This is a genomic window from Streptomyces sp. NPDC001599, assembly GCF_042893535.1.
Lineage (GTDB): Bacteria > Actinomycetota > Actinomycetes > Streptomycetales > Streptomycetaceae > Streptomyces.
In genome coordinates, this window is sequence record NZ_JBIAVA010000008.1 from 1 (window position 1) to 25,612 (window position 25,612).

Consider the following 25,612-nt stretch of genomic DNA (forward strand, 5'->3'; position numbering starts at 1 on the left):
CCTGAGGGGGCCTCGTCATTCAAGAACCCCGGGCGGTCCACCCGTACCCGCCCGCCTTCCTCGGCCCGGGTCCCTTTGTGGGGGCCCCGGGGGCCCCCCCCGGGGGGGGGCGCCCCCCCCCCCGGGGGGGGGGGGGCCCCCCGACGCGCGTGCGGGCCCCCGGGTCAGCTCACTTCGGCACCGTGCAGTCGAAGGCGTGCAGGTACGGGTTGACCGGGCGGATGTCGTCGATGACGAGGCCCGCGTCGGTCAGCCGGCCGACCATGCTGTCGGTGGTGTGCTTGGCACCGCCGACGTTGAGGAGCAGCAGCAGGTCCATGGCGGTGCTGAACCGCATCGACGGGGTGTCGTCGACGAGGTTCTCGATGACGACGACCCGGGCGCCCGGACCGCCGGCCGCCATGACGTTGCGCAGGGCGCGGGCGGTGCTGTCGTCGTCCCACTCCAGGATGTTCTTGATGACGTAGACGTCGGCCCGCACCGGGATGGCCTCGCGGCAGTCGCCCGGCACGATGCTGACCCGGTCCGCGAGCGCACCGCCCTCGCGCAGCCGGGGGTCGGCGTTCTCCACCACCCGCGGCAGGTCGAGCAGGGTGCCCCGCATGGCCGGGTACTTCTCCAGCAGGCTCGCCACGACATGGCCCTGGCCGCCGCCGATGTCGGCGACCGAGGTGCTCGCCGACAGGTCGAGGAGGGCTGCGACGTCCTGGGCCGACTGCCGGCTGGACGTCGTCATGGCGCGGTTGAAGACCTCGGCCGACTGGGGCGCGTCCTCGTTGAGGTAGGTGAAGAACTCCTTGCCGTACAGGCCCTCGACGACGTTCGAGCCGGTGCGCACCGCCTCGTCGAGCAGCGGCCAGGCGTCCCAGGTCCACGGTTCGGTGCACCACAGGGTGATGTTGCGCAGGCTGTGCGGGTCGTCCTCGCGCAGCAGGCGGGACATGTCGGTGTGCGCGAACGTCCCGTTCTTGTGCTCGGTGAAGACGCCGTAGCAGGTCAGGGCGCGCAGCAGCCGGCGCAGCGGCCTGGGTTCGGTCTTCACCGCGGCCGCGAGGTCCTCCACGGCCATGGGGTCGTCGCCGAGCGCGTCGGCGACGCCGAGCCGTGCGGCCGCGCGGAGGGCGGCGGCACATGCCGCCCCGAACACGAGCTCCCTCAGCCGCATGGGCGGGGGTGGGGCAGTCTGTGCGGTCGTCATGTGCCGCTTTCCTTCCTTCTTCGGTCCATGGGCCTTGTTCGGTCCACGGGTGGTTACGGCCGGCTCAGCACAGGCCCGCGGGCTTCGAGGCGCCGCAGGTGTTGCCGGTGAAGGTGTTGCTCTTGCCGGTGTCGCCGGTCCCGGCGTTGACCAGGTCGGCGGGGGAGTTCTGGCTCAGCCGGTTGCCGTTGACCTCGTTCTTCGAGTTGGCGGTGCCCACCATGCTGGAGGCCAGGACGATGCCGCCCGACATCGAGGACTTGCCCGAGTTGCCCTCGACCGTGTTGTCGGCGACCAGGACCTTCTCGACGCCGGTCAGGACGATGCCGGAGCCCTGGAGCGCCTCCAGCCGGTCGGTCTTCGGGCAGGACTTGTTGTTGCGCAGCACGCGGTTGTCCCGCACGACCAGGTCACCGGCCTTGGGCGTGTTCTCGTCGCCGACGACGAAGACGCCCGCGCAGTTGCCGGTGATGTGGTTGCCCGCGACGGCGAGGTTGCGCAGGCGCCGGACGGTGACGCCGATCCGGTTGCCCTCGAGCCGGTTGTGCGCGACGAGGGTGCCCTCGGTGTCGGCGGCGCCTTCCTCGGCCTTGATGTTGTTGGCGAGGAAGATGCCCGCGTCGCCGTTGTCGCGGGCGGTGTTGTGGCGGATGATGCCGTGGACCGACCGCTCCTGGGCGATGCCCCAGACGCCGTTCTTCACCGCGTTCACGTTCCGGACCGTCAGCCCGTCGGTGGCCATGGAGAACACACCGGTGCGGGTGAACCCGGTCACCGTCAGGTCGGAGACGGTGATGCCCTTGACGTTCTCGTCCTTGGTGCCGATCACGCAGATGCCGTTGCCGCCCTCGGCACAGGTGTTGTCGGCGGCCTTCCGGGTGCTGGGCCTGATGACCGTGGAGCGGCCCATGCCCCGCAGGGTGAGCCCGGGGGTGCTCACCTTGACGCTCTCGCGGTAGGTGCCGGTGGTGACGAGGACGGTGTCGCCCGCCTTGGCGGCGTCCACCGCCTTCTGGATCGACTCCCCGGGGTGGACCAGATGGGTCACGGGGACGGAGGACGCCGGGGCCGCGCCGAGCCCCGTCCCGATCATGGCTGCGGTGCACACCAGGTACACGACATGGCATTTCTTCATATTGCGCACGTTATGCCGGAATTATTGGACCATGGGCGGGATGAGCCATCCGACGGCGTGTCATGAACGGCCGCCGAACCGTCGTCCGGTGGCAACCTGGGCGGCATGGGCAAGACCGCGCTGATCGTCATCGACATGATCAACACCTACGACCACCAGGACGCCGAGTCCCTGATCCCCGCCGTGGAATCCGTGCTGCCGAACGTGACCGGCCTGCTGGACCGGGCGCGGCGGCAGGGCGTCCCCGTGATCTACGTCAACGACAACTTCGGGGAGTGGCGCTCGCACCACGGCGAGATCCTCGACAAGGCCCTCTCCGGGCCGCACTCCCGTCTCGTCGAGCCGCTGAAGCCCGACGAGTCCTCCCTCTTCGTGGTCAAGGCACGCCACTCGGTGTTCTTCGAGACCCCGCTCACCTATCTGCTCCACCAGCAGGGGATCGACCGGCTCGTGCTGTGCGGGCAGGTGACCGAGCAGTGCGTGCTCTACTCGGCGCTGGACGCCCACATCCGCCATCTGAAGGTCATCGTTCCGCGTGACGCGGTCGCCCACATCCACGCCGATCTGGCGGACGCGGCGCTGCGCATGATGGAGCGGAACATGGGCGCCCGGGTGTGCGACAGCGGCGAGTTGTGGACGTGAGACGACCCGCCGCCGGGCCGGCGGCGGGTCGCGTGCCCGGCCTCAGCCGCGCAGGCTCCGTACCGGCAGGACGACCTGCGCCGCGGAGGAGAGCGTGTCCGCGTGGTTGGCGAAGGCGGCGACCGCCTCGCCGTCGCCGGGCTCGCCCCCGGACCAGGGGCGGGTGGCGAAGATGAGGCAGGCGTACCCCCGCCGGTCGACCGCCGCCCGCCACTGCGGGGTGGGCACGAACTGGGCGTTCACCCCCGGCATGGTGAGGGCCGCCGCACCCGGTACGACGAGCAGGCCGACCGGCAGGCCGGGCAGGACGGTGGCGTCGAGGACGGTGTCGCCGCCCACCGCGAGTCCGGAGCGGCTCAGCAGCCCTTCGACGGCGGCCGGGGCCGCCTCCGGGCCGCCCTCCCCGTCGCCGAGCGAACAGGCGAGGAGGAAGGGGACGTCGCCGTCGGGCGTCTCACGGCTCCAGGACATGATGACGAGGGTGCCGAGGTCGGCGGTTCGCAGGGGGCGCGGGTCAGTGGAGATCGAGGTCACCGCGAAACCGTATGCGCGCACGGCGACGCGCCCGCCCGGCTGTCACCCGACCGGGCGAAACCCTGGCCCTTCTTCATACGAATCTTCACACGAACGAGGGGCCGCGGGTGTCTCGCCCGTCAGTGCTGGGACAGCCGTCCGCGGATGTCGTCGAAGTGCCGGTGCACGGCCGTCTCCGCCGCCTTCGCGTCACCCGCGCGCACGGCCTCGACGATCCTGGCGTGCATCCGGGCCAGTTCCTCGCCGTCGGCCGCCGCGCCGATCCCCTGCGCCTGTGTGCGCACCCGGTGGAAGGCGCTCCAGAAGGCGTCGAGCAACTCGCTGAGCAGGTCGTTGTCCAGCGAGCGGTGCAGCGCCCGGTGAAAGGCCCGGTCGGTGCGCGCCGCGATCTCGCCCGCCTCGCGCACCTCGGTGTGCATCGTCTCCACCAGCGCGTCCAGCTCGGCCAGGTCCGCGGCGGGCAGCCGGCCGGCCAGCTGGTGCATGAGCCCCGCCTCCAGCGCCTCGCGCAGCTGGAGCAGTTCGAGCAGGCTGCCCTGCCCCCGCCGGTGCCCGACCACCGTGCGGAAGGCCATGGCCTCGGTCATCGGCTCCAGCGACATGGACCCGACGTAGGTCCCGAAGCCCCGCCGGATCTCGACGATGTGCATGGCCTGGAGGGACTTGAGTGCCTCGCGCAGCGAGTTCCGGCTGACGCCGAAACGCTCCATCAGCTCCGTCTCGGTGGGCAGCGGGTCGCCGGGGCCGAGGCCCTGTTCGACGATCAGCTCCTTGACCTTCTCCTCGGCGTCGGCGGCGACCGAGCGCATGTGACGTCCCCTCTCGACCCTTGACATCCCCTGCTCTGCCATGTGTCACTCTAACAGGACGTGGGACATCCTACGTCCCCCGTCACCAGGGCCTCGGCACGCTGCTGCGCGCCGCCGTCCCGGCGGCGAGAACAGCACGACCTGGAGTACCGCATGCCCATCCCCACGCCGCTGAGCGGCGTCGTCCCCCCGGTCATCACCCCCCTCACCCCGGCGGGGGAGGTGGACACCGCCTCCGTGCGGCGGCTCACCGAGCACCTGGTCACGGCCGGTGTGCACGGCCTGTTCCTGCTGGGGTCCAGCGGCGAGACCGCCTACCTCACCGACGCCCAGCGGCTGACCGCCCTGGAGGCCGCCGTCGACGCCGCCGCGGGCCGGGTCCCCGTCCTCGCCGGGATCATCGACACCACCACGGCCCGGGTCCTGGACCGGGCTGCCGACGCGGTCCGGGCGGGCGCCGACGCGCTCGTGGCCACGGCGCCCTTCTACACCCGCACCCACCCCGTGGAGATCGCCGACCACTTCCGGCGCGTGCGCGAGGGCGCCGGACTGCCGCTGTTCGCCTACGACATCCCGGTCGCCGTGCACACCAAGCTGCCCCGCGAGGTCGTCCTCGAACTGGCCGGGGACGGTACCCTCGCCGGGCTCAAGGACTCCAGCGGCGACGAGGGCTCCCTGCGCCGCCTGCTGGCCGCACTGCGCCGCCGCACCCCCCGCTTCACCGTCCTCACCGGCTCCGAGCTCACCGTCGACGGCGCGCTGCTGGCCGGCGTGGACGGCGTCGTGCCCGGGCTCGGCAACGTCGACGCCCACGGCTACGTACGCCTCTACGAGGCCGCCCGGGCCGGTGACTGGGCTGCGGCCCGGGCCGAACAGGACCGGCTCGCCGCCCTGTTCGCCCTCACCGACGCGGGCGACCCCGCCCTGATGGGCGGCAGCTCCAGCGCGCTCGGCGCCTTCAAGGCCGCCGCGCACCTGCTGGGCCTCATCGACTGCCCGGCCACCGCCGCACCACAGGTGCCGCTCGACGCGCCGGCCGTCGCCCGGGTCCGTGCCCGGCTCGCCGAGGCCGGACTCCTGTGACCCCCGGGCCGGGCCGGTGACCGCCGGACCCGGCCCCGCCCGCCCCGTCTCCCGCCCCGGCCCCCGCTCTCGTCCCCGACCGCCCTCGTCCCCGACGCGCGTCTTCCCACCCGCATAGGATCGCCATGTCATCTGCGCGCACCACCCCGACCTCCCCGCCCTGGTACCGCGAGATCACCCGGGAGAAGTGGAAGGCCTTCTTCGCCGCCTGGATCGGCTACCTCCTCGACGGCTTCGACTTCGTCCTCATCACCCTCGTCCTGACCGAGATCGCCGACGACTTCGGGCTGTCGACCGTCGAGTCCGCCAGCCTCGTCTCCGGAGCCTTCATCACCCGCTGGCTCGGCGGCGCCGTACTCGGCGCCCTCGGTGACCGCTTCGGCCGCAAGAGCGCCATGGTGGCCAGCATCCTGCTGTACTCGGTCGGCACCTTCGCCTGCGGCTTCGCCTGGGACTACACCAGCCTGTTCACGGCCCGTCTGCTCATCGGCATGGGCATGGCGGGCGAGTACAGCGCCAGCGCGACCTACGTCCTGGAGAGCTGGCCCGCCCGGCTGCGCAACCGCGCCTCCGGCTTCCTCATCTCCGGCTTCTCGCTGGGCGGCGTCCTGGCGGCCGAGGTCTACGAGCACGTGGTGCCCGGGCACGGCTGGCGCTGGCTGTTCTACATCGGACTGTTCCCCGTCGTCGTCGCCCTGTGGGTACGCCGGGCGCTGCCGGAGGCCGACGACTGGGAGGCGCGGGTCGGGGCGAGGGGCGAACGGCCCAATCCCTTCCGGCCGCTGTTCGCCGGCCGCCGCCGGGCGACGGTCAACACGGTGCTCGCCGTCGTCGCCACGGGCTCGCTCTTCGCGGTGTTCACCCCGCTCGGCGCCGGTGCGGTGCCCCTCCTGTCCGTCCTGGCGACGGCCTGCCTCGTCGCCTTCGCGGTACAACTGGGCGGCCGCAAGCGGTGGGTGCTGTTCCTGGCGCTCTGCGTCACCGTCTTCTGCGCCTTCCTCTACAGCTGGCCGGTCCAGGCACTGCTGCCCACCTACCTCAAGACCGAGCTGGGCTTCAGCCCGGCACAGGTGAGCGACGCGCTCTACTACGCCGGGTTCGGCACGATGGCCGGCTGCATCGTCACCGGCTTCGTCGGCGACCGGTTCGGCACCCGCAGGGCGTACGCCTGCACCCTGGTGGTGGGCATCGCCTTCGTCTTCCCCGTCTTCGCCATCCGCGACAGCCAACTCCAGCTGGGCATCCTGCTGTTCCTGATGCTGGCCTGCATGCAGGGCATCTCCGGGCTGCTGCCCAAGTTCATCGCCGGGCACTTCCCGACCGAGACCCGGGCCGCCTCCCTGGGCTTCACCTACAACGTCGGCGCGCTGGGCGGCGCGGTCGCCCCGGTGCTCGGTGCCAGGCTCGCGTCGACCATGTCGCTGGGCCAGTCGCTCGCCGTGCTCACCTTCTCGCTGACCCTCGTGGTGATCGTGCTCATCGGCTTCGACGTCCCGAGCCGGCTCAACCGGCTCGTCGACAAGGAGGCGGTCCCCGACTACCTCGCCGCCGAGGCGGCGGTGCCGGACGGCGCGGGGCGCATACGGTCGGCGCCGTGAGGCGGTGACGGGCGGGGGAGGGCGCGTGCTCCGACTGGCCCAAGGCGCGCCTGCCGGTGCGGCGACCGGCGGTCACCTGGTGTAACAGTCTTCTTATGATCTGTAGACGAAATGATCGTCAGAGCGACGTGCGCGGTTCGCGTGGCCTCAGGATCCGCACCGCCGCGGTGACCCTGGTCGCCGCGACCGCACTCGGGGCGACCGGCGAAGCGGTGGCCGCGCCCTCGGCGCCCCTGCGCACCGACTGGGACGCCATCGCCGCGTGCGAGTCCAGCGGCAACTGGCAGGCGAACACCGGCAACGGCTACTACGGCGGCCTGCAGTTCGCACGGTCCAGCTGGATCGCCGCCGGCGGCCTCGAGTACGCCCCGCGCGCGGACCTCGCCACCCGCGCCGAGCAGATCGCCGTGGCGGAACGCCTCGCCCGTCTGCAGGGGATGTCCGCCTGGGGCTGCGCCTGACGGCGGCCTCCGGCCCCCCGCCCGCGCCGGGTTGACCGGCGTAACCCGTGCGTGTGCACGTGCCGCCGGTCACCGCCGCGTCCCGTTTCCCCCGAGCCGTGTACGGGCAGTCCCCGGCGGGGGAGCCGAGCGGCGGCCCCGGACGTCGCGTACGCCGATACGCCCGGGGCCGCCCTCGCCCCGTCACGGTCGTGTCAGCTGCCGGAGACGCGGCGGCCCGAGTAGGCCGACCAACGGCCCTCGCGCCGGGCCACCGTGATGTCCCGGCCGAAGCAGGACGTCAGCAGGGAGTCGGTCAGGACCTCGTCCAGCGCACCCCGGGACAGGACCCGGCCCTCGCGCAGCAGCAGGGCGTGGCTGACGGCCGGGGACAGCTCCTCCAGATGGTGCGTGACCGTGACGGTGGCCAGCCGCGGCCTGCCCTCGGCCAGTTGGTGCATGGCCTCGACCAGGTCCTCGCGGGAGGGCAGGTCCAGAGCGTTGAACGGCTCGTCCAGGAGCAGCAGGGCCGGGTCGGCCATCAGCGCCCGGGCGATCAGGACCCGCGCCCGCTGCCCGCCCGAGCAGACCCCGTACGGCCGGTCGGCCAGCTCCTTGACGCCGAGTTCGGTCAGCAGGTCGCGGGCCCGCAGCCGGACCTCCTCGTCGTACGTCCGCCACAGGGGTTGCACGGTGCCGCTGTGGCCGGTGAGCACGACCCCGTGGGCGGTCAGGTCCTGCGGCACCCGCTGGGCGGAGTTGACGTGGCCGATGCGCGCCCGCAGCTCACGGACGTCCACCCGGCCGAGCCGGCTGCCGAGCACCTCGACCGTGCCCGTGGTGGGGTGCATGAGCGCGCCGAGCAGCCGCAGCAGGGTGGTCTTCCCGGCGCCGTTGGCACCCAGCAGCGCCCAGTGCTCGCCCGGCCGGACCGTCCAGTCGATGCCGTCGAGGATCAGCTGATCCGTGGTGAAGCGGCGCACCCCCACGTCCCGGAGCCGGAGCACGGCCGCCTCGTCCTCGTCGGCCTGGGAGCGGGCTGTCTGGGCGGTCATGCCGTGACTCCTTCACGCGCGGGGCACCTCTCGGTCACCGCGAACACTAGATGTACTCACCACGCGCCTGCCCCGGCCGTCCGCTTCCTGGACGGTGGGCCGCGGCAGGCGCGGCGGCACTCAGGGCACGGATGAGTCCTCGTACTCATCCGTGGTGCCGGGCCGAGCTCCTATCGTGGCGCCGTCGGTGGGACACGGAGGGGGAGTCATGGGGCGTCGGGGCACTGCGCGGGGGAGCGGACGGCGACGGACGGGGCGCGTCGGTGGTGGCCTCCTGGCCCTGCTGGTGGGGCTGCTCGCCACCGGCTGCGCGGCGTTCGACACGGAGGACGACGTGCGGCGGGCCCGGGAACTGGCCGAGGAGTTGTACCCCGGGCAGCTCGAAGTCGTCGACGCCCGGATCCTGTTCCCGGAGACCACCGGCTCGGAGGTCACCCTGTCGGTCGAGGACGACCCGGACGCGGCCGTCAGGTTCCGGGTGGACGCGGACAAGGACCGCTGCGACGGCGGCCGGGACTGCACGGACGCCCTCCGCAAGGCGGTGGACCGGGCCCGGCGGGAGGCCGGAGACCTGCGCGCCGTGCGCACCGCCTTCGACGGCTGCGGGCAGCCGCTCCTGGCCACGGACGAGAAGCTGACGGCCCCCTGGATCGAGGCACGGTTGACCGATCGGACGGTGCACGACGTGCTGGCCCGCGTCGGCGTCTGTGTGCAGCGCTGGGTCACCGCTCGCGCGGAGCGGGATCCCGGTGCGGCGCCGAAGTGGGTCACCGTCAACCTCGCGGCCCCGGGTGCGGCGGAGGGCCTCCCGGCGGCGAAGCGCACGTTGCCCGCCGTCCTGCGGTTCACCCATGGTCCCCGGCTCGCCGCCCTGGCGCGCGATCCGTACTACGTGGCCGCCTACCCGGTCGGCCGGGACGCGGACCGCACCGTCGACGCCGCCTCGGCCGGCCTGCGCATCGTCTCGCCCTTCGAGGAGCGGCAGGCCTTCTCCCGGCGGATCGACGCGTCGGTCCTGCCCGCACTGCGCGCGACGTACCCGGATGCGGTGACCAGCGGCGGGGCGGGGACGGGGGTGTGGCGGCTGGAGCCGGGGACCGTCCGCCGTATGCGCGGGTACGTGCTGTTCTGCGAGCGGCCGCCCGCGGACGGCAAACGCTGCCTCGGGGACCTGGCGGCGCTGGTGACCTCGGACCCGGAGGGCCGGGACGCCGAGGTGGTCGACATCCTCACGGACATCCGCGACGAGCACGGGGTCCTGCGCCTGCCTCCGCGGTGACGGAGACGGGCGCAGGACCGGCGCCGGAGGGCGGCAGGAGTCAGACGCCCGCCACCGACTGGATCCAGGAACGGTAGGCGGTCACGTTGGTGTACGCGGTGGTGGTCTGCCGGTCGCTGGTCGAGGCGACGCCCACCTGCACGCCGCCGGCCGTCATCGGACCGCCGGAGTCGCCGCCCGCGGTGATGCCGTCGCCGGGCCGGGCGCATATCGCCTGGCCGTAGTAGGCGTCGTAGCACCCGCGCGTCACGCTCAGGTTGGCGACCTTGAGGTACTGGGACTGGCAGTTGATCTCCGAGCCGCACCGGGAGGTCGCTCCCCAGCCGTAGACCTGCACGGTCTGGCCGACCCGCACCGTACCCGGCTGCCCGAGCCGTGCGTAGGAGGCCGAGACGGAGCGGTCGAGCCGGACCAGCGCGAGGTCCGCCGAGGGGCTGGTGACGGTCTGGACGCCGTTCGCCACCGTGCCGCCGGAGCCCTGGTCGAGGCTGCCGATCCGGAAGGACAGGTTGCCGCCGCTGACGCAGTGCTTGGCGGTGAGGATCCAGGTGGGGGAGATGATGGTCGAGGTGCAGGTCTGCTGTCCGTTGGAGAACAGCCTGGCCGCCCAGGGCGCGTTCTGCGCGTAGCCGCCGCCGATGATCGGCTGGGGGCCGCCGTCACCGGGCCGGGGCTCCACCGCCGAGGCGGACGGCGCGAGCGTGAGGGCGGACAGCAGCGCGGCCACGAGGGCGGCCAGCAGGGTGGGGACGAGTCTCGTTGTTCGCAAGGCTCCTCGATTCCGACGACACGCGCGTGGGCGCGTGCTGATGTGTGGGGGCGCCCACAGCATGTCGGGCCTCGCCACCGGCCGAACAATCCCGGCTTCGCATAACGCCGTGTTATGCCTGAGGGCCGGACGGGCCCTAGCGGAGCAGCAGTTGTACGAGGGCGACCGTGCCGACCGTCACGACCAGTATCCGCAGGACCGTGGGGCTGAAGCGGCGGCCCACCTTGGCGCCGACCCAGCCGCCGAGACCGGAGCCGACCGCGAGGAGCCCGACGGCGGTCCACTCGAAGTCGGCGGCGAAGAGGAAGAAGAGCGCGGCCACGGTGTTGACGACGGCGGAGAGGACGTTCTTGACGCCGTTGAGCCGTTGCAGGGGTTCGTCCAGGAGCATGCCCATCAGGGACAGGTAGATGATCCCCTGGGCCGCGGTGAAGTAGCCGCCGTACACGCTGGCCAGCGTCAGGCCGGTGAAGAGCAGCGGACCGCCGTCCCGGCGGGGGGAGGTGCCGGTGCGGGCCCGGCGGCGCTGGACCAGCCTGACGATCTGCGGCTGGAACGCCACGAGCAGCAGCGCGAGGCCGACCAGGACCGGCACGATCGTCTCGAAGGCGTCGGCGGGCAGCGTCAGCAGGAGGGTGGCGCCCGCGAGGCCGCCAAGGAGCGCTCCGGAGCCGAACTTCAGGACGCGCCTGCGCTGCCCGCGCAGTTCCTCGCGGTAGCCGATGGCCCCGCTGATGGAGCCGGGGATCAGGCCGAGCGCGTTGGAGACGGTGGCGGTCACCGGCGGCAGCCCCGTGGCCAGCAGCACGGGAAAGGTGATGAGCGTTCCGGAGCCGACGACGCTGTTGATGGCGCCGGCCCCGACGCCGGCCGCGAACACCGCGGCCATGGCCTCCGGAGTCACCCCGTGCCGCCCCGAGCCGGACCCGTACTCGCCCGGAAGGTGTCTTGTGCATCTTTCACGGGGCCGACTGTACCCATCGCTCCGGACCGCGTGTTTCCCGGTCTCAACCGGTCTTGCCTGGGCACTTCTTGACGTTAATTCACCTGATCATGCGGTGATACGATCACCGCGTTTGCGGAGCGGGCGGATGGGTGAAAGACGGCATCCCCGACATGAGGGGCAGCCCGGGCAGCTACCCCCGGCGCGGGCACTCCACCGGGCCGCCCGCACGGACGGGAATTCAGCAAGCCGGCTGTCAGTCGCCTGAAGAGAGTCTTATGACGGAATACACAGGGAACCCCTTGCTCTGGGTCGCCCTCGTCGCCCTCGTCGCCGCCGCCGTGCTCATCAGCCGCCAGCGCAAGGCGGCACGGGCGTTGCGGCAGCAGGTCCAAGGGCTCAGGGACCACTACACCGAGCTGGAGAACGATTACGGGAAGTCCGTACAGGCCGCCCAGGAGCGGGCCGAGGACGAGACGAAGACCGTGCTGAAGTCCGCGATGCGGACGCTTCAGGGCCTCGCGGCCGAACAGCAGCTGGTGCTCTCCCGGCTGCAGACCAAGTACGGCGACTCGGCCCTCCTCCAGGACCTGCTGGAGATCGACCACACCAACTCGCAGTTCGGTCGGCGGGCGCAGTCCATCGCCGTACTCTGCGACGGCTGGCTCGGCGGGCGGCGCGACACCGCCTCGGTCTACGACGTGGTGCGCAGCGCCCAGGGGCGCATCCGCCACTTCCGCCGGGTGGACATCCTCTCCCAGGTCGACTTCGGCATCACCAGCCGGGCCGTCGAACCCGTCGCCCTGGCCCTGGCCGAGCTGCTCGACAACGCCACCAGCTACTCCAGCCCGGACACCGTCGTCGAGATCAACATCCGGACCGTGCCCAAGGGCATCTGCATCGTGGTCGACGACGCCGGTGTCGGCATGAGCGACGAGGAGCGGGCCCGCGCCGACAAGCTGCTCGCCACCGAGCGCGCCTCGGGCGTGGCGGGGCTCGGCAACCCGCCGCAGTTCGGCTTCGCCGTCATCGGCCTGCTGTGCGAACGATTCGGTTTCGAGGTGTCGGTGGACTCCTCCTCTCCCTACGGAGGTGTACGGGCGGTGGTCCTGCTGCCGCACGAACTGCTCACCGCCATGCCGGAGAAGAAGGCACCCGCCCCCGCCGCCCCCGCGGCCCGCGGCGCGGCGCGGCCGGTCCCGGACGGCGGACCGGAGGCCGCGCTCTCCTCCTCCCAGACCGGCGACGGCCTGCCCCGGCGCCGCCGCAAGCGGCCGATGGCCATCGTGCCCGGCAGCGCGTCCACCCCCCGTGCCGCAGGCCGCTCCGACTCCGAGCAGGCACAGGTCATGGGCGCGTTCCAGCGCGGAACGCAGTCCGGCCGGGTCACCGGACCGGACAGCCCGGACGACGCCGGCCGGACGAGCGACACACCTGGTGCAAGCAGCGAAGGACATGAGGTCCCGTGAACGACGATCTGTCATGGATGCTCGACAGCGCCCTGGAGATTCCGGGCGCCCTGCACGCGGTCCTGATATCCGCCGACGGCCTCTTGATGGCCCGGACGCAGGACTTCGACAAGGACGACGCCGACCGGGTCGCGGCCGCCATGAGCGGTGTGCAGTCGCTCAGCCGCACCCTGGCCTTCTTCTGTGAGGACCCCAGCCAGACCTGGCGGCAGACCCTGGTCGAGTTCGACGGCGGCTGGGTCTTCCTGATCTCCGCGGGCGAGGGCGCCTACCTCGGCGTGTCCGCCTCCCCGGAGGTCGACATGGCGGACATCACCTTCCGGATGCAGCAGCTCGTCGCCCAGCTCGGCAAGCGGCTGACGACACCGCCGCGCGAGAACCTGGGCGCCCGCTCATGACCGGCCACGACGGCTGGCAGCCCGAGGCGCCCGAATTAGTGCGGCCGTACGTCATCACCAAGGGCCGCGGCCTGCCCGACGAGGACGACCTCTCCCTCATCACCCTGGTCACCGCCTCCGCCGCTCAGCCGCAGCGGCCGGCCCGGCTGTCCCCCGAGGAGCAGAGCCTGCTCGACCTCTGCTCCGCCGGCTACCTCTCGGTCGCCGAGATCGCCGGACACACCCACTTCCCGCTGGGCGTCGTACGGATCCTGCTGGCCTCCCTGATGGAGGGCGGACATCTCATGACCCGCCCGCCGGTGGCCCGCGCCCGCCTCGCGGACAAGGAGATACTGGAGGAGGTGCTCAATGGGCTCCGCGCCAAGTTTGGATGAGCGGGACTACGTCCGCGAGGGAGCGACCCAGACGGCGGTCAAGATCCTCGTCGTCGGGCACTTCGCGGTGGGCAAGACCACCCTCATCGGCTCCATCTCCGAGATCGAGCCGCTGTCCACCGAGGAGACGATGACGCAGGCCGCCGAGTCGGTCGACGACCTCAAGGGAGTCCAGGGCAAGACCACCACCACGGTCGCCATGGACTTCGGGCGTCTGACCATCAGCGACCGCGTCGTGCTGTACCTCTTCGGCACCCCCGGCCAGCAGCGCTTCGTGCAGATGTGGGAGGACATGGCGCGCGGCGCGCTCGGCGCCCTGGTGCTGGTCGACCCGGAGCGGCTGGCGGACTCCTTCCCCGTGATCGACCTCATCGAGCACTACGGACTCGACTACGCGATCGCCGTCAACCACTTCGACGGCGCGCCGCTTCGCGACGAACGGGCGCTGCGCGAGGCGCTCGACCTGCTCGACGACACCCCCGTCGTCACCTGCGACGCCCGCGACGAGAAGTCCTCGGCCGCCGCACTGACCACCCTCGTCCGCTACTTGCTGGACCGCACCCGCTAGGAGCTGGGAGCAGACATGAACGCCCACGACACCGCCCCGGTGCCGCCGCCCGGCTGCCCGGCCCACGGCTCCGGCGCCCGGGTGCCGCTGCACGGGCCGGAGTTCGCCGCCGACCCGCAGGCGTACTACGAGTACCTGCGCCACTACGGAGCCGCGGCCCCCGTCGAGCTGGCCCCGGGCGTCGAGGCGACCCTGGTCACGGACTACGCGGCGGCGCTCCAACTGCTGCAGGACTCCGGCACCTTCCGCAAGGACGCGCGCCGCTGGCGGGCCTTCAACGAGGGCAGGATCAGCCCGGACAGCCCGGTCGCGCCCCTGCTGGCCTACCGGCCCAACTGCATGTTCGCCGACGGAGCCGACCACCTCAGGCTGCGCCAGGCGGTCACCGACAGCATGGCGCGGGTGGACACCCGGCGCCTGAGCCGCAGCACCGAGCAGATCTCCGGCTACCTCGTCTCCCAGTTCGGCGCCCGCGGTTCGGCCGACCTGCTCGGGGACTACGCCAAGCAGTTGCCGCTGTTCGTCTTCAACGAACTCTTCGGCTGCCCGGCGGACATCGGCGACCGGGTGCTGTTCGGCATCACCGGCATGTTCGACGGCGTCAACGCCGAGAAGGCCACCGCGGTGCTCTTCCAGGCGGTGGGCGAACTCGTCGCGCTCAAGCGGCGCAAGCCCGGGGACGACGTCACCTCCTGGCTGATGCAGCACGAGGCCCGGCTCGACGACGAGGAGATGGTCCACCAGCTCGCCCTGCTCCTCGGCGCGGGCGCCGAACCCCTGCGCAACCTCCTCGGCAACACCCTGCACCGGCTCCTCACCCACGAGCGGTACGCCCGTGAGGGCGGTCTGATCGACGAGGCGCTCGACGACACGCTGTGGGAGAACCCGCCCATGGCCAACTACGCCCCGCACTACCCGGCCGCCGACACCGAACTGGCCGGTCAGCAGCTTCAGGCGGGCGACCTCGTGCTGGTCAGCTTCGCCGCGGCCAACACCGGCCCGGCCCTCAAGGCCTCCCGCCAGGCGGGCAGCAACCGCGCCCACCTCGCCTGGAGCGCGGGCCCGCACGCCTGCCCGTCCAAGGAGCCGGCCCGGCACATCACGGTCACGGCCGTCGAGCACCTGCTCAACGAGCTGCCGGACGTCGAACTCGCCGTTCCCGAGGACAGCCTGACGTGGCGTCCGGGTCCCTTCAACCGCGCCCTGGCCACGCTTCCGGCGCGCTTCACCCCGGTGCGCCCCGCACGGCGGGCCGAGCCGGCAGCGGCCGCCGCGGGCGAGCGGGAACCGGCGGCGAACCAGGCCCGTCCGGCCGAACGCGGCGGCATGTGGAGCCAGTTCCTCAACTGGCTCACACGGTGATCTGCGCAACACCTCCACAACCCGCACCATTCGCATGAAGATCGAACGGCACGGGTAGTGAGCAACGCGGTACTCAAGTTGCTTACGAGTCAAAGGAGGTGTCGTGGACCACATATCCACGAACGCCGCTTTCCCGGCGCCGGACCCCCTGATACCCGCCTCCCGAGGCGGGTATCGCTCTGTGCGGCTCCGGCCGGGGACGGGACGGTGACCGCCGCACCGACGGGCCCGGACCCGCGGGGCACACCCACGCTCGGCTCCCTCACCGGCGGCCAGTTGCGAAGACTGGGCGCGGTGGCGGGCCTGTCCCGGGCCGACGTCGACACCTACGCGGGGGTCCTGACCGACGCCCTGGGCCCGGTGGCCGAGCGGCCCCTGAGCCTGGCACCGCCCACCCGGACCTTCCTGTCCGACGACCACACCCCGGTGGAGTTCTCACTCTCCTTCCAGCCGGACGCAAAACCCTCCCTGCGGCTCCTCGTGGAACCGGGCTGCGGCGCAGACAGCCTGGTTCGCAACGGCCGCAAGGGGCTCGAGGCGATCCGGGCCATGGCTCGGCGCTGGGGCTTCGCCACCGACGTCCTCGACGAGCTCCGGGACCTCTTCCTGCCGCCCGTCCCGCGGGGCCCCCTCGCCCTGTGGTGCGCGCTGGAGCTGAGGCCCGGCGGGGTACCCAAGGTCAAGGTCTATCTGAACCCGGCGGCGGGCGGGGAGGAACGTTCCGCCACAACGGTGCGCGAGGCCCTGCACCGGCTCGGCCACCGGCAGGCCTTCGACAGCCTGCCGCAGGGCAGCGGCTACCCGTTCCTCGCCCTGGACCTCGGCGACTGGGCTCAACCCCGGGTGAAGGTCTACGTGCGGCACGACAATCTCACGGCCGGGCAGGCCGGGCGCCTGTCCCGGATGGACGCGGGCCCCGGACCCGCGGCGGTCGAGGGCTTCTTCCGCACGGCCGCGGGCCTCGGCCCCGACGCGAGGGTGCTCGGCAGGCGGCCTGGCCTGTCCTGCCACTCCTTCACCGACACGGGCACCGTGCGGCCGAGCGGATTCACCCTGCACATCCCGGTCAGGGACTACGTCCGGCACGACGGGGAGGCCCTGGCCCGGGCATCGAGAGTGCTGGGCCACCACGGCATGGACGCCTCCGTCCTCGACCGGGCCCTGGCCGCCCTCACCGAGCGGCGGCCCGAGGACGGGCGGGGTCTGATCGCCTACCTGGCGCTGGCCCACCAGCGGGACCAGCCGCCTCGGGTGACGGCGTACCTCTCCTCGGAGGCGTACGCGGTGCGGCCGCCGGTCGTGGAGACGGTCCGCCGACCGGTGCCGGTGTCCTGACCGGCCCCGTCCGCACACGACAGGGCTCCCGGCGCGACTCACCGGGAGTCCCTGTCATGGACGGGCGCCTGCCACGGGCGGGGCCGGGCACCGTCGCGGACCGTGCGGCGGCGCCCGGAACACTCACACGGGCAGCGACTCCCGGAACTCGGCCAGGTACGGGCCCACGTCGACCTGGATCGAGGCGCCCTCGGTGCGGCCGTAGCGCTGGACGATGCCGGTGAGGTACGTGCCGATCTCCTCGCGCATCTCCTCGGCGGCGGGCAGTGCGGCGGCGCCGTCGACCAGGCGGGCCACCCACTCCGCCTGGGCCTCCACCAGCCGGGTGATGGCGCCCACGGGCCGCACCAGTCCGACGAAGTACAGGCCGGGCCGGTCCGCCGGGGCGACCCGTCGGTACAGCTCGACGGAGCCGTCGGCGGCCACCGGGCAGCCGGGGGGCAGGAAGGGGAAGGTCATGTGGAAACCGGTGCAGTAGACGACCGCGTCGGCGGTCTCGGAGCTGCCGTCCGCGAACACGACCCGGTCGCCCGCGAAGGAGGCGATCGCGGGCTTGGGGGTCACCGCCCCGTGCCGGATCCGGCTGAGGATCTCGTCCGAGAGGGTCGTCGCGGAGGAGAAGACCGGGTGGTCGGGCTCGGGCAGGCCGTAGTCCGACAGACGGCCGCGCGCCACCAGCAGGGCCTGCTCCACCCACTGGCGCCGCTCGGCGAAGGACATCTCGTTCCACCAGGGGGCCTCGGCGATCTCGTCGACCGACATGCCGAAGAGCTGCTTGGGCACGATGTGCAGGCCCCGGCGCACCGACAGCAGGGTCCGCTCCGCGTGCCGCGAGAGGTCCGCGGCGATGTCCACCGCGGAGGCGCCGAGGCCCACCACGACGACGCGGCGGCCGGCGAAGTCGGCGCCGTCGCGGTAGTCGAGGGAGTGAAGAATCGTTCCGGCGAAGGACTCCGCGCCGCTCGGAAGGGGGTCGGGCAGGGCCGGGTCGGTGTGGTGTCCGGAGGCGACGACCACCTGCTCGAACCGGCGGGAGCTCCGCACGCCGTCCGCGGCCATGCTGACGACGGTCCACATGCCGTCCGCGTCCTGGCGGACGGACACCACCTCGGTCCGCAGCTCGACGTGGCCGAGCAGACCCGCCCACTCGGCGAAGGACCGCAGATAGGCGGCGACCTGACCGTGCGAGGGGTAGAGCGGGTACGAGGACGGCATCGGGAAGTCCGCGTAACCGGTCAGCTGCTTGGCGGTGTTCAGGTGCAGGGACTGATAGCCCGGACCCCGCTCACCGGCCCCCGGCTGACGCCAGATCCCGCCGACGTCGGGTGCCTTCTCCAGGCAGACGAAGGAAATACCGCGCTCCTTCAGGGCATGGCCCACCGCCAGCCCCGACAGGCCTGCACCGATCACACACACACGCACGGGATGTCCCCCCAGGATGTACTCAACCTCCCCCGATCATGCCTTTACTGCCCATCCGTTTCTTCCCGCACACCAGCACGACCGGCGAACGGACGTGTCCGTGCTCACGTTTCAGGCGCCCCGCAGGTCCCACACCCGGCGGATCTTGCCGAGCGAGCGCTCCAGGGTCTCCGGCTCGACGACCTCCACCTCCACGGTCACGCCCACACCGTCCTTGACGCCCTGGGCGATCGCCCTCGCGGCGGCCTCGCGCTGCTCGGGAGCCGCGTCGGGCCGGGCCTCCACCCGCACCGTCATGTGGTCCATGCGGCCGCGTTCGGTGAGCCGGATCTGGAAGTGCGGGGCGACGCCGGGCGTGCGCAGCACGATCTCCTCGACCTGGGTGGGGAAGACGTTCACCCCGCGCAGGATGATCATGTCGTCGCAGCGGCCGGTGACCTTCTGCATCCGGCGGAAGGCGGGGCGTGCGGTGCCCGGCAGCAGACGGGTCAGGTCGCGCGTGCGGTAGCGGATCACCGGGAGCGCCTCCTTGGTGAGGGAGGTGAAGACGATCTCGCCCTCCTCGCCCTCGGGCAGCACGGCGTCCGTGAGCGGGTCCACCACTTCGGGGTAGAAGTGGTCCTCCCAGATGTGCAGCCCGTCCTTGGTCTCGACGCACTCCTGTGCCACGCCGGGGCCGATCACCTCGGACAGGCCGTAGATGTCGACGGCGTGGATGTCCATGCGCTCCTCGATCTCGCGCCGCATCTCCTCGGTCCACGGCTCGGCGCCGAAGATGCCGACCTTGAGGGAGCTGGTGCGCGGATCGACGCCCTGGCGCTCGAACTCGTCGAGCAGGGTGAGCATGTAGGACGGGGTGACCATGATGATCTCGGGCCGGAAGTCCTGGATGATCTGCACCTGACGTGCCGTCATGCCGCCGGAGGCGGGGATCACCGTGCAGCCGGCGCGTTCGGCGCCGTAGTGGGCGCCGAGACCGCCGGTGAACAGGCCGTAGCCGTAGGAGATGTGGACCTTGTGGCCGGGACGGCCGCCCGCGGCGCGGATCGAACGGGCTGTCACGTCCGCCCACATGGACAGGTCGTTCTCCGTGTACCCGACGACGGTGGCGCGGCCGGTGGTGCCGCTGGAGGCGTGCACGCGCCGCACGTCGGACATCGGGACGGCGAACATGCCGAAGGGGTAGGTGTCCCGCAGGTCCGCCTTGGTGGTGAAGGGGAACCGGGACAGGTCGGCCAGGCTGCGGCAGTCGTCGGGAGTCACTCCGGCGGCGTCGAACTTCTTGCGGTACAGCTCCACGTTGTCGTAGGCGTGCCGCAGGGTCGCGCGCAGGCGGTCGAGCTGGAGCTCGCGGAGCTGCTCGCGGGACAGGCGCTCGGCGTCGTCCAGCAGGTCGTGGGGGAGGGGCTCGCCCGGTCGGGGTGCCGGGGCCGCCCCGGTCGTCGGCTCGCTGCTCATCGCGACTCCTTCGTCGTCGTCCCCGGCGTCTCGCGCGCCGTGTCCTGCCGCGCGTCGCGGCTGCCTCCGTCGTCCCGCGCACTCCGGTCGCGCCCGTCGCCCCGCACGCTGCGGCTGCGCCCCCGGAACTCCGCGACCACCTCGTCGCCGCGCCGCACGCTCACGTCGTAGATCCCGCTGCGTCCGTACCGGGCCCGCTCCTCGGCGCGGGCCTCGAGCACGTCGCCCTCGCGCGCCGGGGCGACGAAGACGATGTCGGCGCCGGCCGCCACGGTCACCGGACCGTGGCTGTTGCAGGCGCAGGCGAAGGCGGTGTCGGCCAGCAGGAACAGGAATCCGCCGTGGGCGATCCGGTGTCCGTTCACCATCGCCGGGGTCACGGTCATGCGGACCAGTGCGGTCCCCTCGCCGTGCTCCACCAGCTCGATCCCGAGCCCCCGGGAGGCCTCGTCCGCGGAGAACATCGCCTCCGTGGGCGTCTGCTCAGCGGCCTGCGACACCGTATCCACCACCTTGTCTCCCGACCGACCATTCGGTTAGCACGCGGCAGGGCCAAGTAATCCAGCCACGCTGCGGCGCTGTCAAGAGTGTGACCGGCGAGGTCCGGCTCTTGCCCGGCGCACGGAAACACGTCACACTGATACCGAACGAATGGTCGGTTGGGAAGCTGGTGACGATGACCACGACACACGCCGCCGAGGCGCCGCCCCCGGACGCGGACGGGCTCCAGGAGCACTTCGACGCGACGATCGCGCGCGACCAGCGCATCGAGCCGCGGGACTGGATGCCCGACGGCTACCGCAAGACGCTGGTCCGGCAGATCGCCCAGCACGCGCACTCGGAGATCATCGGCATGCAGCCCGAGGGCGAGTGGATCACCCGGGCCCCGTCGCTGCGTCGCAAGGCGATCCTGTTCGCCAAGGTCCAGGACGAGGCCGGGCACGGGCTGTATCTGTACTCGGCGGCCGAGACGCTCGGCGCGGACCGCGACGACCTCACCGAGCGGCTGATCGAGGGACGCCAGAAGTACTCGTCGATCTTCAACTACCCGACCCTGAGCTTCGCCGACGTCGGAGTGATCGGCTGGTTCGTGGACGGCGCCGCGATCTGCAACCAGGTGCCGCTGTGCCGCAGCTCCTACGGGCCCTACGCGCGCGCGATGGTGCGCATCTGCAAGGAGGAGTCCTTCCACCAGCGGCAGGGCTACGAGCTGCTGATGACGATGATGCGCGGCACCGACGCCCAGCGCGAGATGGTCCAGGACGCGGTGAACCGCTGGTGGTGGCCGTCCCTGATGATGTTCGGCCCGCCCGACGACGCCTCGCCCAACTCGGCGCGGTCCATGGCCTGGAAGATCAAGCGGCACAGCAACGACGAGCTGCGCCGGCGTTTCGTCGACATGACCGTCCCGCAGGCCGAGAAGCTCGGCGTCACCCTCCCCGACCCGGAGCTGCGCTGGAACGAGGAGGCCGGGCACCACGACTTCGGCACCCCCGACTGGGACGAGCTGATGCGGGTCATCAAGGGCGACGGCCCCTGCAACGACCGGCGGATGGAGCGGCGGCGCACCGCCCACGAGGAGGGCGCCTGGGTGCGCGAGGCGGCCACCGCCCACGCCGCCAAGCAGGCCGCCCGCGCGGAGAAGGGAGCGGCGGCATGACCCCCGAGAAGGCCCAGCAGCCCGACAAGCGGGGCTGGCCGCTGTACGAGGTGTTCGTGCGCGGCAAGCGCGGCCTCAACCACGTCCACGTCGGCTCGCTGCACGCCGCCGACGACGCCATGGCCCTCACCCACGCCCGCGACCTCTACACCCGGCGCAACGAGGGCGTGAGCATCTGGGTGGTGCGCTCCGAGCACATCGCCGCCTCCACCCGCGACGAGAAGGACCCCTTCTTCGCCCCCAGCGCCGACAAGGTCTACCGGCACCCGACGTTCTACGACATCCCCGACGACGTCCCGCACATCTAGGAGCAGGGCATGAGTGACGACCACGTCTACCTCACCCTGGCCGAGGGGCACGAGGACGACACCCGCTGGGCCTACGGCACCGGCTTCGAGGACCCGCTGCACGGCGTCGACACCACCGTCCCCGAGGGCGTCGACGCCGCGGCGCTGGCCGCGGAGTGCGTGGCGCTCGCCGACGACGCGCTGGTCAGCGCCCAGCGGCTCGCCGAGTGGGTCACCCGCGCGCCCGAGCTGGAGGAGGAGGTGGCGCTGGCGAACATCGGGCTCGACCTCCTCGGCCAGGCCCGGCTGCTCTACTCCCGCGCCGGCCAGGCCGACGGCACCGGGCGCGGCGAGGACGCCTACGCCTACTTCCGGGACGCCGACGACTTCCGCAACGTCCGCCTGGCCGAACTCCCGGGCGGCGACTTCGCGTTCGCCGTGGTGCGGCTGCTGGTCCTCTCCAGCTGGCGCCTGGCCCACTTCCGGCGGCTGGAGACACACCCCGATCCGGTGCTCGCGGCGGTCGCCGCCAAGGGCGTCAAGGAGCTGACCTACCACCGGCAGTACGCCGCCGAGTGGTGCGTGCGCCTGGGCGACGGCACGGACGAGTCGCACCGCAGGACGCGCGCCGCACTGGACGAGGTCGCCCCCTACCTCGGCGAGCTGCACACGGCGTACGACGTGCAGGGCGAGGTGGCCGACGACCTGCGCCAGGTCACGGAGGCCGCCGGACTGACCCTGCCGGTCCACCGGCCGCTGCCGGGGTCGGGCCGTGCCGGCGAGCACACCGAACACCTGGCGCCGCTCCTCACCGAGCTGCAGGGCATCGCCCGCGCCCACCCGGAGGCGACATGGTGACCGGAACCCCCGCACTGCTGGACGCCCGTCGCGCCCGGCGCGTCGCCGAGCAGGTGCCCGACCCCGAGCTGCCCATGCTGACCCTCGCCGACCTCGGTGTCCTGCGCGACGTCGAGGTGGCCGGGGACGGCACCGTGGTCGCGAGCCTGACCCCCACCTACTCGGGCTGCCCGGCCATGGCCGAGATGCGGGCGGACGTCGCCGCGCGGCTGCGCGCGGCGGGATACCCGAAGGTGGAGATCCGCACCGTCCTGGACCCGCCGTGGACCAGCGACTGGATCACCGAGTCGGGCCGCGGCAAGCTCGCCGAGCACGGGATCGCGCCGCCCGGCGCCGCGCCCCGCGGCCCGGTCTCCCTGGTGCTGTCGCCCACCCGGCCCGCGGTGCCCTGCCCCCGCTGCGGCTCGGCGGACACCGAGGAGACCTCCCGCTTCGCCGCCACGTCCTGCAAGGCGCTGTGGCGCTGCCGGGCCTGCCGCGAGCCGTTCGAGTACGTCAAGGAGATCTGATGGCCCCGACCGCCCCCGTCCCGGCGGCCCCGGTGCGCACCCGCCGCCGGCCCGCCTTCCACCGTCTGCGCGTCGCGGCCGTCGAGCGGCTGTGCGCGGACGCGGCGGCCGTGAGCTTCGAGATCCCCGACGAGCTTGCCGGGGAGTTCGTCTTCGCGCCCGGTCAGTCGCTCACCCTGCGGCGCGAGGTGGACGGCCGGGACGAGCGCCGCTCGTACTCGATCTGCGCACCGGCCGGTTCGGCGCCGCGCATCGGGGTCCGCGTGGTGCCGGGCGGACTGTTCTCGGCGTGGCTGGTCGGCGAGGTGCGGCCGGGCGACACCGTGGAGGTGATGGCGCCCACCGGCCTCTTCACGCCCGACCTGACCACCCCTGGGCACCACGTCCTGATCGCGGCCGGTTCGGGCATCACGCCGATGGTGTCCATCGCCGAGTCGGTGCTCGCCGCCGACGACCGCTCCACCGTCACCCTCTTCTACGGCAACCGCCGCACGGACACCGTGATGTTCGCCGACGAGCTGGCCGACCTGAAGGACCTCCACCCGACCCGCTTCCACCTCGCCCACGTGCTCTCCCGCGAGCCCCGCGAGGCCGAGGTGCTCTCCGGCCGTCTGGACGCCGGACGGCTCGCGGCGCTCATCGGCTCCCTGGTGGACGTGGAGAGCGCGGACCACTGGTGGCTGTGCGGACCGCAGGGCATGGTCGCCGACGCCCAGCAGGTCCTGACCGGCCTCGGTGTCCCGGCCGGGCGCGTCCACCGGGAGCTGTTCTACGCCGACGACGAGCCCGTGCGGGAGGTGCGCCACGAGGAGAGCGGTCCCGTGGGCCCCGTCAGCGAGGTCACCATCACCCTGGACGGCCGCTCGACGACCTCCTCGCTCTCCCGGGAGCGGTCGGTGCTCGACGGGGCCCAGCAGACCCGCCCCGACCTGCCCTTCGCCTGCAAGGGCGGGGTCTGCGGAACCTGCCGGGCCCTCGTCACCGACGGCAGTGTCGACATGCGCCGCAACTACGCGCTGGAGGCCGCGGAGGTCGACGCCGGCTACGTCCTGACCTGTCAGTCGTACCCGGTCTCCGAGAAGCTGACCGTCGACTACGACAGCTGAGGGCACATCACCCCTGCTCCGCTCAGGCGGGGTTGTCGCCGTGGGTGAGGGTCTCCCAGGCGACGAACAGGTTGTTCGTGCCGGAGGGACGAGTGCGTTCGGTGAGCGCCTCGGTGCTGTCCATGGCGAAACCGAGGCGGTTGTGCAGGGCGTTGTAGCCGACCTCGGTCACCGGGCCCAGGCCGAGGTCGACCTCGCCCCCGCACAGCCAGCTCGGGACGGCCGCGCCCTGCTGGTACCTGGCCTGGAAGCCGAGCGCGTGCCGCAGCCGCTCGCCGACGTCGGTGCCGTACAGGTCCTGGCCCTGGATCCGGCTGGTCTCGGCGACGTGCGAGATGGACGAGATGCCGTATCCGGTGTGGGTGAAGTCCCGGCAGGTCTCCTGGGTGAGCCCGGTGACGAAGGTGGACTGCCCCTGCCAGTACTTGACGATCTTGTCCCGGGTGTCGAGGTGCTGGCTCGGGACGGTCTTCGGCAGGGCTCCGTCGGAGTCCAGGTACACGTACGCGGCCGTGCGGGTCCGGAACCTGGCCATCGCCCTGTCGTAGGAGGCCCGGTCCTCCAGGAAGACGGAGATGCCGACGGCGGCCTCCGTCATGGTCAGCTCCCAGTTGCCGTTGGAGTTGGAGCCGTTGACGATCTCGGGCAGGTAGACGTCGCGGAGCATGCCGGCGAAGCGGCCGGAGTTCGCCCAGGAGCCGCCGTACGTGTACTTGATGATCTCGGCGGCCTTGGGCCAGGACGAGCCCGCCCACCCGGTCTGCAGCGGCGCGTTGCTGTTGGTGTGGTCCCGGAGCACGGCGGACCAGGCGTCCATCAGCTCGATGGACTTGCGGGCGTAGCGCTCGTCGCGGGTGAAGTACCAGGCCAGCGCGTTGGTGTAGGCCGCGATGGCGTCCTCGCGCTCGTCGGTGCAGCCGTAGTTGGGGTTGGAGTAGGAGCCGCACTCGACCACCGCGCGGGGCTTCGGGACGCGGTTCAGGTCCGCGTAGCGGCTCGCCATCATCTGGTCGAAGGCGCCCTTCCAGGGCTGGGCCCCGGCGTCGACCTTGGCGCGGGCGAAGTCCAGTTGCCCCTGGGAGACGGTGACTCCGGGGTGCGTGAACGCGGCCGGTGCGGCGTCCGCGCGGGTGGCCGAGCCGGGTCCGGCGAGCAGGCTGCCGACGAGTGCGGCGGTGAGGGTGGCGAGGAGGACGGCGCGGGATCTGCGGTGACGGCGCGTGGGAGCAGAGGACATGTGGGGGGTCCATCCGTTCGAGTATGTGAACGTTGAGTGCTGTTCTGAACGTTCGACTGGGCGGTGACGATAGGTAGAGACCAA

General features: G+C 72.2%; 27 protein-coding genes. 16 read left to right on the top strand and 11 right to left on the bottom strand.

Annotated elements, in window-relative coordinates; genetic code table 11:
- Positions 1-169 precede the first annotated feature (169 nt).
- On the bottom strand, positions 170-1,198 hold the full coding sequence (locus ACFYZ3_RS20780) for a methyltransferase (RefSeq protein ID WP_388519646.1): 1,029 nt from the start codon (positions 1,196-1,198) through the stop codon (positions 170-172).
- Positions 1,199-1,262: 64 nt separating this feature from the next.
- The gene (locus ACFYZ3_RS20785; RefSeq protein WP_388519649.1) at positions 1,263-2,333 is read right to left on the bottom strand and encodes a nitrous oxide reductase family maturation protein NosD; all 1,071 of its coding nucleotides are present in this window, start codon (positions 2,331-2,333) and stop codon (positions 1,263-1,265) included.
- Positions 2,334-2,438: 105 nt separating this feature from the next.
- On the opposite strand from ACFYZ3_RS20785, the gene ACFYZ3_RS20790 reads away from it, so the two are divergent.
- A complete protein-coding gene (locus ACFYZ3_RS20790; RefSeq protein ID WP_361008847.1) occupies positions 2,439-2,975 on the top strand; it encodes an isochorismatase family cysteine hydrolase in 537 nt (178 codons plus the stop codon).
- 42 nt (positions 2,976-3,017) lie between these two features.
- Here the strand turns inward: ACFYZ3_RS20790 and ACFYZ3_RS20795 are convergent, their stop codons facing one another.
- Together ACFYZ3_RS20795 and ACFYZ3_RS20800 are read right to left on the bottom strand one after the other, a co-directional pair.
- Positions 3,018-3,509 carry a DUF5949 family protein gene (locus ACFYZ3_RS20795; RefSeq protein WP_388519652.1) on the bottom strand — a complete coding sequence of 164 codons (492 nt, stop codon included), beginning with the start codon at positions 3,507-3,509 and terminating at the stop codon, positions 3,018-3,020.
- A 119-nt stretch (positions 3,510-3,628) separates the two neighbouring features.
- Positions 3,629-4,318 (bottom strand): FadR/GntR family transcriptional regulator, encoded by a 690-nt coding sequence (locus ACFYZ3_RS20800; protein ID WP_388519654.1) that lies wholly within the window; start codon positions 4,316-4,318, stop codon positions 3,629-3,631.
- Positions 4,319-4,471: 153 nt separating this feature from the next.
- On the opposite strand from ACFYZ3_RS20800, the gene ACFYZ3_RS20805 reads away from it, so the two are divergent.
- The 3 genes from ACFYZ3_RS20805 to rpfE all read left to right on the top strand — a co-directional run bounded on the left by ACFYZ3_RS20805 (position 4,472) and on the right by rpfE (position 7,460).
- Complete coding sequence (locus tag ACFYZ3_RS20805) at positions 4,472-5,401, top strand: dihydrodipicolinate synthase family protein (protein WP_388519656.1); 930 nt, start codon at positions 4,472-4,474, stop codon at positions 5,399-5,401.
- A 125-nt stretch (positions 5,402-5,526) separates the two neighbouring features.
- Positions 5,527-6,999, top strand: a complete 1,473-nt coding sequence (locus ACFYZ3_RS20810) for a sialate:H+ symport family MFS transporter (RefSeq protein WP_388519658.1) — start codon at positions 5,527-5,529, stop codon at positions 6,997-6,999.
- A gap of 95 nt (positions 7,000-7,094) precedes the next feature.
- The gene (gene rpfE, locus ACFYZ3_RS20815) at positions 7,095-7,460 is read left to right on the top strand and encodes a resuscitation-promoting factor protein RpfE (protein WP_388519661.1); all 366 of its coding nucleotides are present in this window, start codon (positions 7,095-7,097) and stop codon (positions 7,458-7,460) included.
- Positions 7,461-7,654: 194 nt separating this feature from the next.
- On the opposite strand, the gene ACFYZ3_RS20820 is transcribed toward rpfE, so the two are convergent.
- Positions 7,655-8,494 carry an ABC transporter ATP-binding protein gene (locus tag ACFYZ3_RS20820; protein WP_388519664.1) on the bottom strand — a complete coding sequence of 280 codons (840 nt, stop codon included), beginning with the start codon at positions 8,492-8,494 and terminating at the stop codon, positions 7,655-7,657.
- A 208-nt stretch (positions 8,495-8,702) separates the two neighbouring features.
- On the opposite strand from ACFYZ3_RS20820, the gene ACFYZ3_RS20825 reads away from it, so the two are divergent.
- On the top strand, positions 8,703-9,773 hold the full coding sequence (locus ACFYZ3_RS20825) for an SCO7460 family lipoprotein (RefSeq protein WP_388519667.1): 1,071 nt from the start codon (positions 8,703-8,705) through the stop codon (positions 9,771-9,773).
- Between the two features lie 40 nt (positions 9,774-9,813).
- Here ACFYZ3_RS20825 and ACFYZ3_RS20830 read toward each other — a convergent pair whose 3' ends face one another.
- Positions 9,814-10,542 carry a S1 family peptidase gene (locus tag ACFYZ3_RS20830; RefSeq protein WP_388519670.1) on the bottom strand — a complete coding sequence of 243 codons (729 nt, stop codon included), beginning with the start codon at positions 10,540-10,542 and terminating at the stop codon, positions 9,814-9,816.
- A 136-nt stretch (positions 10,543-10,678) separates the two neighbouring features.
- The gene (locus ACFYZ3_RS20835) at positions 10,679-11,431 is read right to left on the bottom strand and encodes a sulfite exporter TauE/SafE family protein (RefSeq protein WP_388519673.1); all 753 of its coding nucleotides are present in this window, start codon (positions 11,429-11,431) and stop codon (positions 10,679-10,681) included.
- A 332-nt stretch (positions 11,432-11,763) separates the two neighbouring features.
- Between ACFYZ3_RS20835 and ACFYZ3_RS20840 the strand changes: the two genes are divergently transcribed.
- The 6 genes from ACFYZ3_RS20840 (at position 11,764) to ACFYZ3_RS20865 (ending at position 16,991) form a co-directional block, all read left to right on the top strand.
- Entirely contained in the window at positions 11,764-12,954 is a 1,191-nt protein-coding gene (locus tag ACFYZ3_RS20840; protein WP_388519676.1) for a sensor histidine kinase, read from the top strand.
- On the top strand, positions 12,951-13,352 hold the full coding sequence (locus tag ACFYZ3_RS20845) for a roadblock/LC7 domain-containing protein (RefSeq protein ID WP_003971678.1): 402 nt from the start codon (positions 12,951-12,953) through the stop codon (positions 13,350-13,352). The genes ACFYZ3_RS20840 and ACFYZ3_RS20845 overlap by 4 nt, the downstream gene beginning before the upstream one ends.
- Positions 13,349-13,726: a DUF742 domain-containing protein gene (locus tag ACFYZ3_RS20850; RefSeq protein ID WP_388519678.1), complete on the top strand. Its 378-nt coding sequence runs from the start codon at positions 13,349-13,351 to the stop codon at positions 13,724-13,726. The genes ACFYZ3_RS20845 and ACFYZ3_RS20850 overlap by 4 nt, the downstream gene beginning before the upstream one ends.
- Positions 13,701-14,294 carry an ATP/GTP-binding protein gene (locus ACFYZ3_RS20855; protein WP_115745775.1) on the top strand — a complete coding sequence of 198 codons (594 nt, stop codon included), beginning with the start codon at positions 13,701-13,703 and terminating at the stop codon, positions 14,292-14,294. The genes ACFYZ3_RS20850 and ACFYZ3_RS20855 overlap by 26 nt, the downstream gene beginning before the upstream one ends.
- Positions 14,295-14,309: 15 nt before the next feature.
- The gene (locus ACFYZ3_RS20860; RefSeq protein ID WP_388519682.1) at positions 14,310-15,656 is read left to right on the top strand and encodes a cytochrome P450; all 1,347 of its coding nucleotides are present in this window, start codon (positions 14,310-14,312) and stop codon (positions 15,654-15,656) included.
- 207 nt (positions 15,657-15,863) lie between these two features.
- Positions 15,864-16,991, top strand: a complete 1,128-nt coding sequence (locus ACFYZ3_RS20865) for a tryptophan dimethylallyltransferase family protein (protein WP_388519685.1) — start codon at positions 15,864-15,866, stop codon at positions 16,989-16,991.
- A gap of 123 nt (positions 16,992-17,114) precedes the next feature.
- On the opposite strand, the gene ACFYZ3_RS20870 is transcribed toward ACFYZ3_RS20865, so the two are convergent.
- The 3 genes from ACFYZ3_RS20870 to paaI form a co-directional block, all read right to left on the bottom strand.
- Positions 17,115-18,413 (bottom strand): flavin-containing monooxygenase, encoded by a 1,299-nt coding sequence (locus tag ACFYZ3_RS20870; RefSeq protein ID WP_388519688.1) that lies wholly within the window; start codon positions 18,411-18,413, stop codon positions 17,115-17,117.
- A 111-nt stretch (positions 18,414-18,524) separates the two neighbouring features.
- Positions 18,525-19,871, bottom strand: a complete 1,347-nt coding sequence (gene paaK / locus ACFYZ3_RS20875) for a phenylacetate--CoA ligase PaaK (protein ID WP_388519691.1) — start codon at positions 19,869-19,871, stop codon at positions 18,525-18,527.
- Positions 19,868-20,383: a hydroxyphenylacetyl-CoA thioesterase PaaI gene (gene paaI, locus ACFYZ3_RS20880; RefSeq protein ID WP_388519694.1), complete on the bottom strand. Its 516-nt coding sequence runs from the start codon at positions 20,381-20,383 to the stop codon at positions 19,868-19,870. Before paaI ends, paaK begins: the two co-directional genes overlap by 4 nt.
- Positions 20,384-20,547: 164 nt before the next feature.
- Between paaI and paaA the strand changes: the two genes are divergently transcribed.
- From paaA to paaE, 5 genes are read left to right on the top strand one after another with little or no spacing between them, the layout of a single operon-like run.
- The gene (gene paaA / locus ACFYZ3_RS20885) at positions 20,548-21,531 is read left to right on the top strand and encodes a 1,2-phenylacetyl-CoA epoxidase subunit PaaA (protein ID WP_388519697.1); all 984 of its coding nucleotides are present in this window, start codon (positions 20,548-20,550) and stop codon (positions 21,529-21,531) included.
- Entirely contained in the window at positions 21,528-21,839 is a 312-nt protein-coding gene (gene paaB / locus ACFYZ3_RS20890) for a 1,2-phenylacetyl-CoA epoxidase subunit PaaB (RefSeq protein ID WP_164386002.1), read from the top strand. The genes paaA and paaB overlap by 4 nt, the downstream gene beginning before the upstream one ends.
- 9 nt (positions 21,840-21,848) lie before the next feature.
- A complete protein-coding gene (paaC, locus tag ACFYZ3_RS20895; RefSeq protein ID WP_388519700.1) occupies positions 21,849-22,676 on the top strand; it encodes a 1,2-phenylacetyl-CoA epoxidase subunit PaaC in 828 nt (275 codons plus the stop codon).
- A complete protein-coding gene (paaD, locus tag ACFYZ3_RS20900; RefSeq protein WP_361008882.1) occupies positions 22,670-23,185 on the top strand; it encodes a 1,2-phenylacetyl-CoA epoxidase subunit PaaD in 516 nt (171 codons plus the stop codon). The genes paaC and paaD overlap by 7 nt, the downstream gene beginning before the upstream one ends.
- A complete protein-coding gene (gene paaE / locus ACFYZ3_RS20905; protein ID WP_388519704.1) occupies positions 23,185-24,291 on the top strand; it encodes a 1,2-phenylacetyl-CoA epoxidase subunit PaaE in 1,107 nt (368 codons plus the stop codon). The genes paaD and paaE overlap by 1 nt, the downstream gene beginning before the upstream one ends.
- A gap of 22 nt (positions 24,292-24,313) precedes the next feature.
- Here paaE and ACFYZ3_RS20910 read toward each other — a convergent pair whose 3' ends face one another.
- Positions 24,314-25,528 carry an alginate lyase family protein gene (locus ACFYZ3_RS20910; protein ID WP_388519707.1) on the bottom strand — a complete coding sequence of 405 codons (1,215 nt, stop codon included), beginning with the start codon at positions 25,526-25,528 and terminating at the stop codon, positions 24,314-24,316.
- Positions 25,529-25,612: the final 84 nt, after the last annotated feature.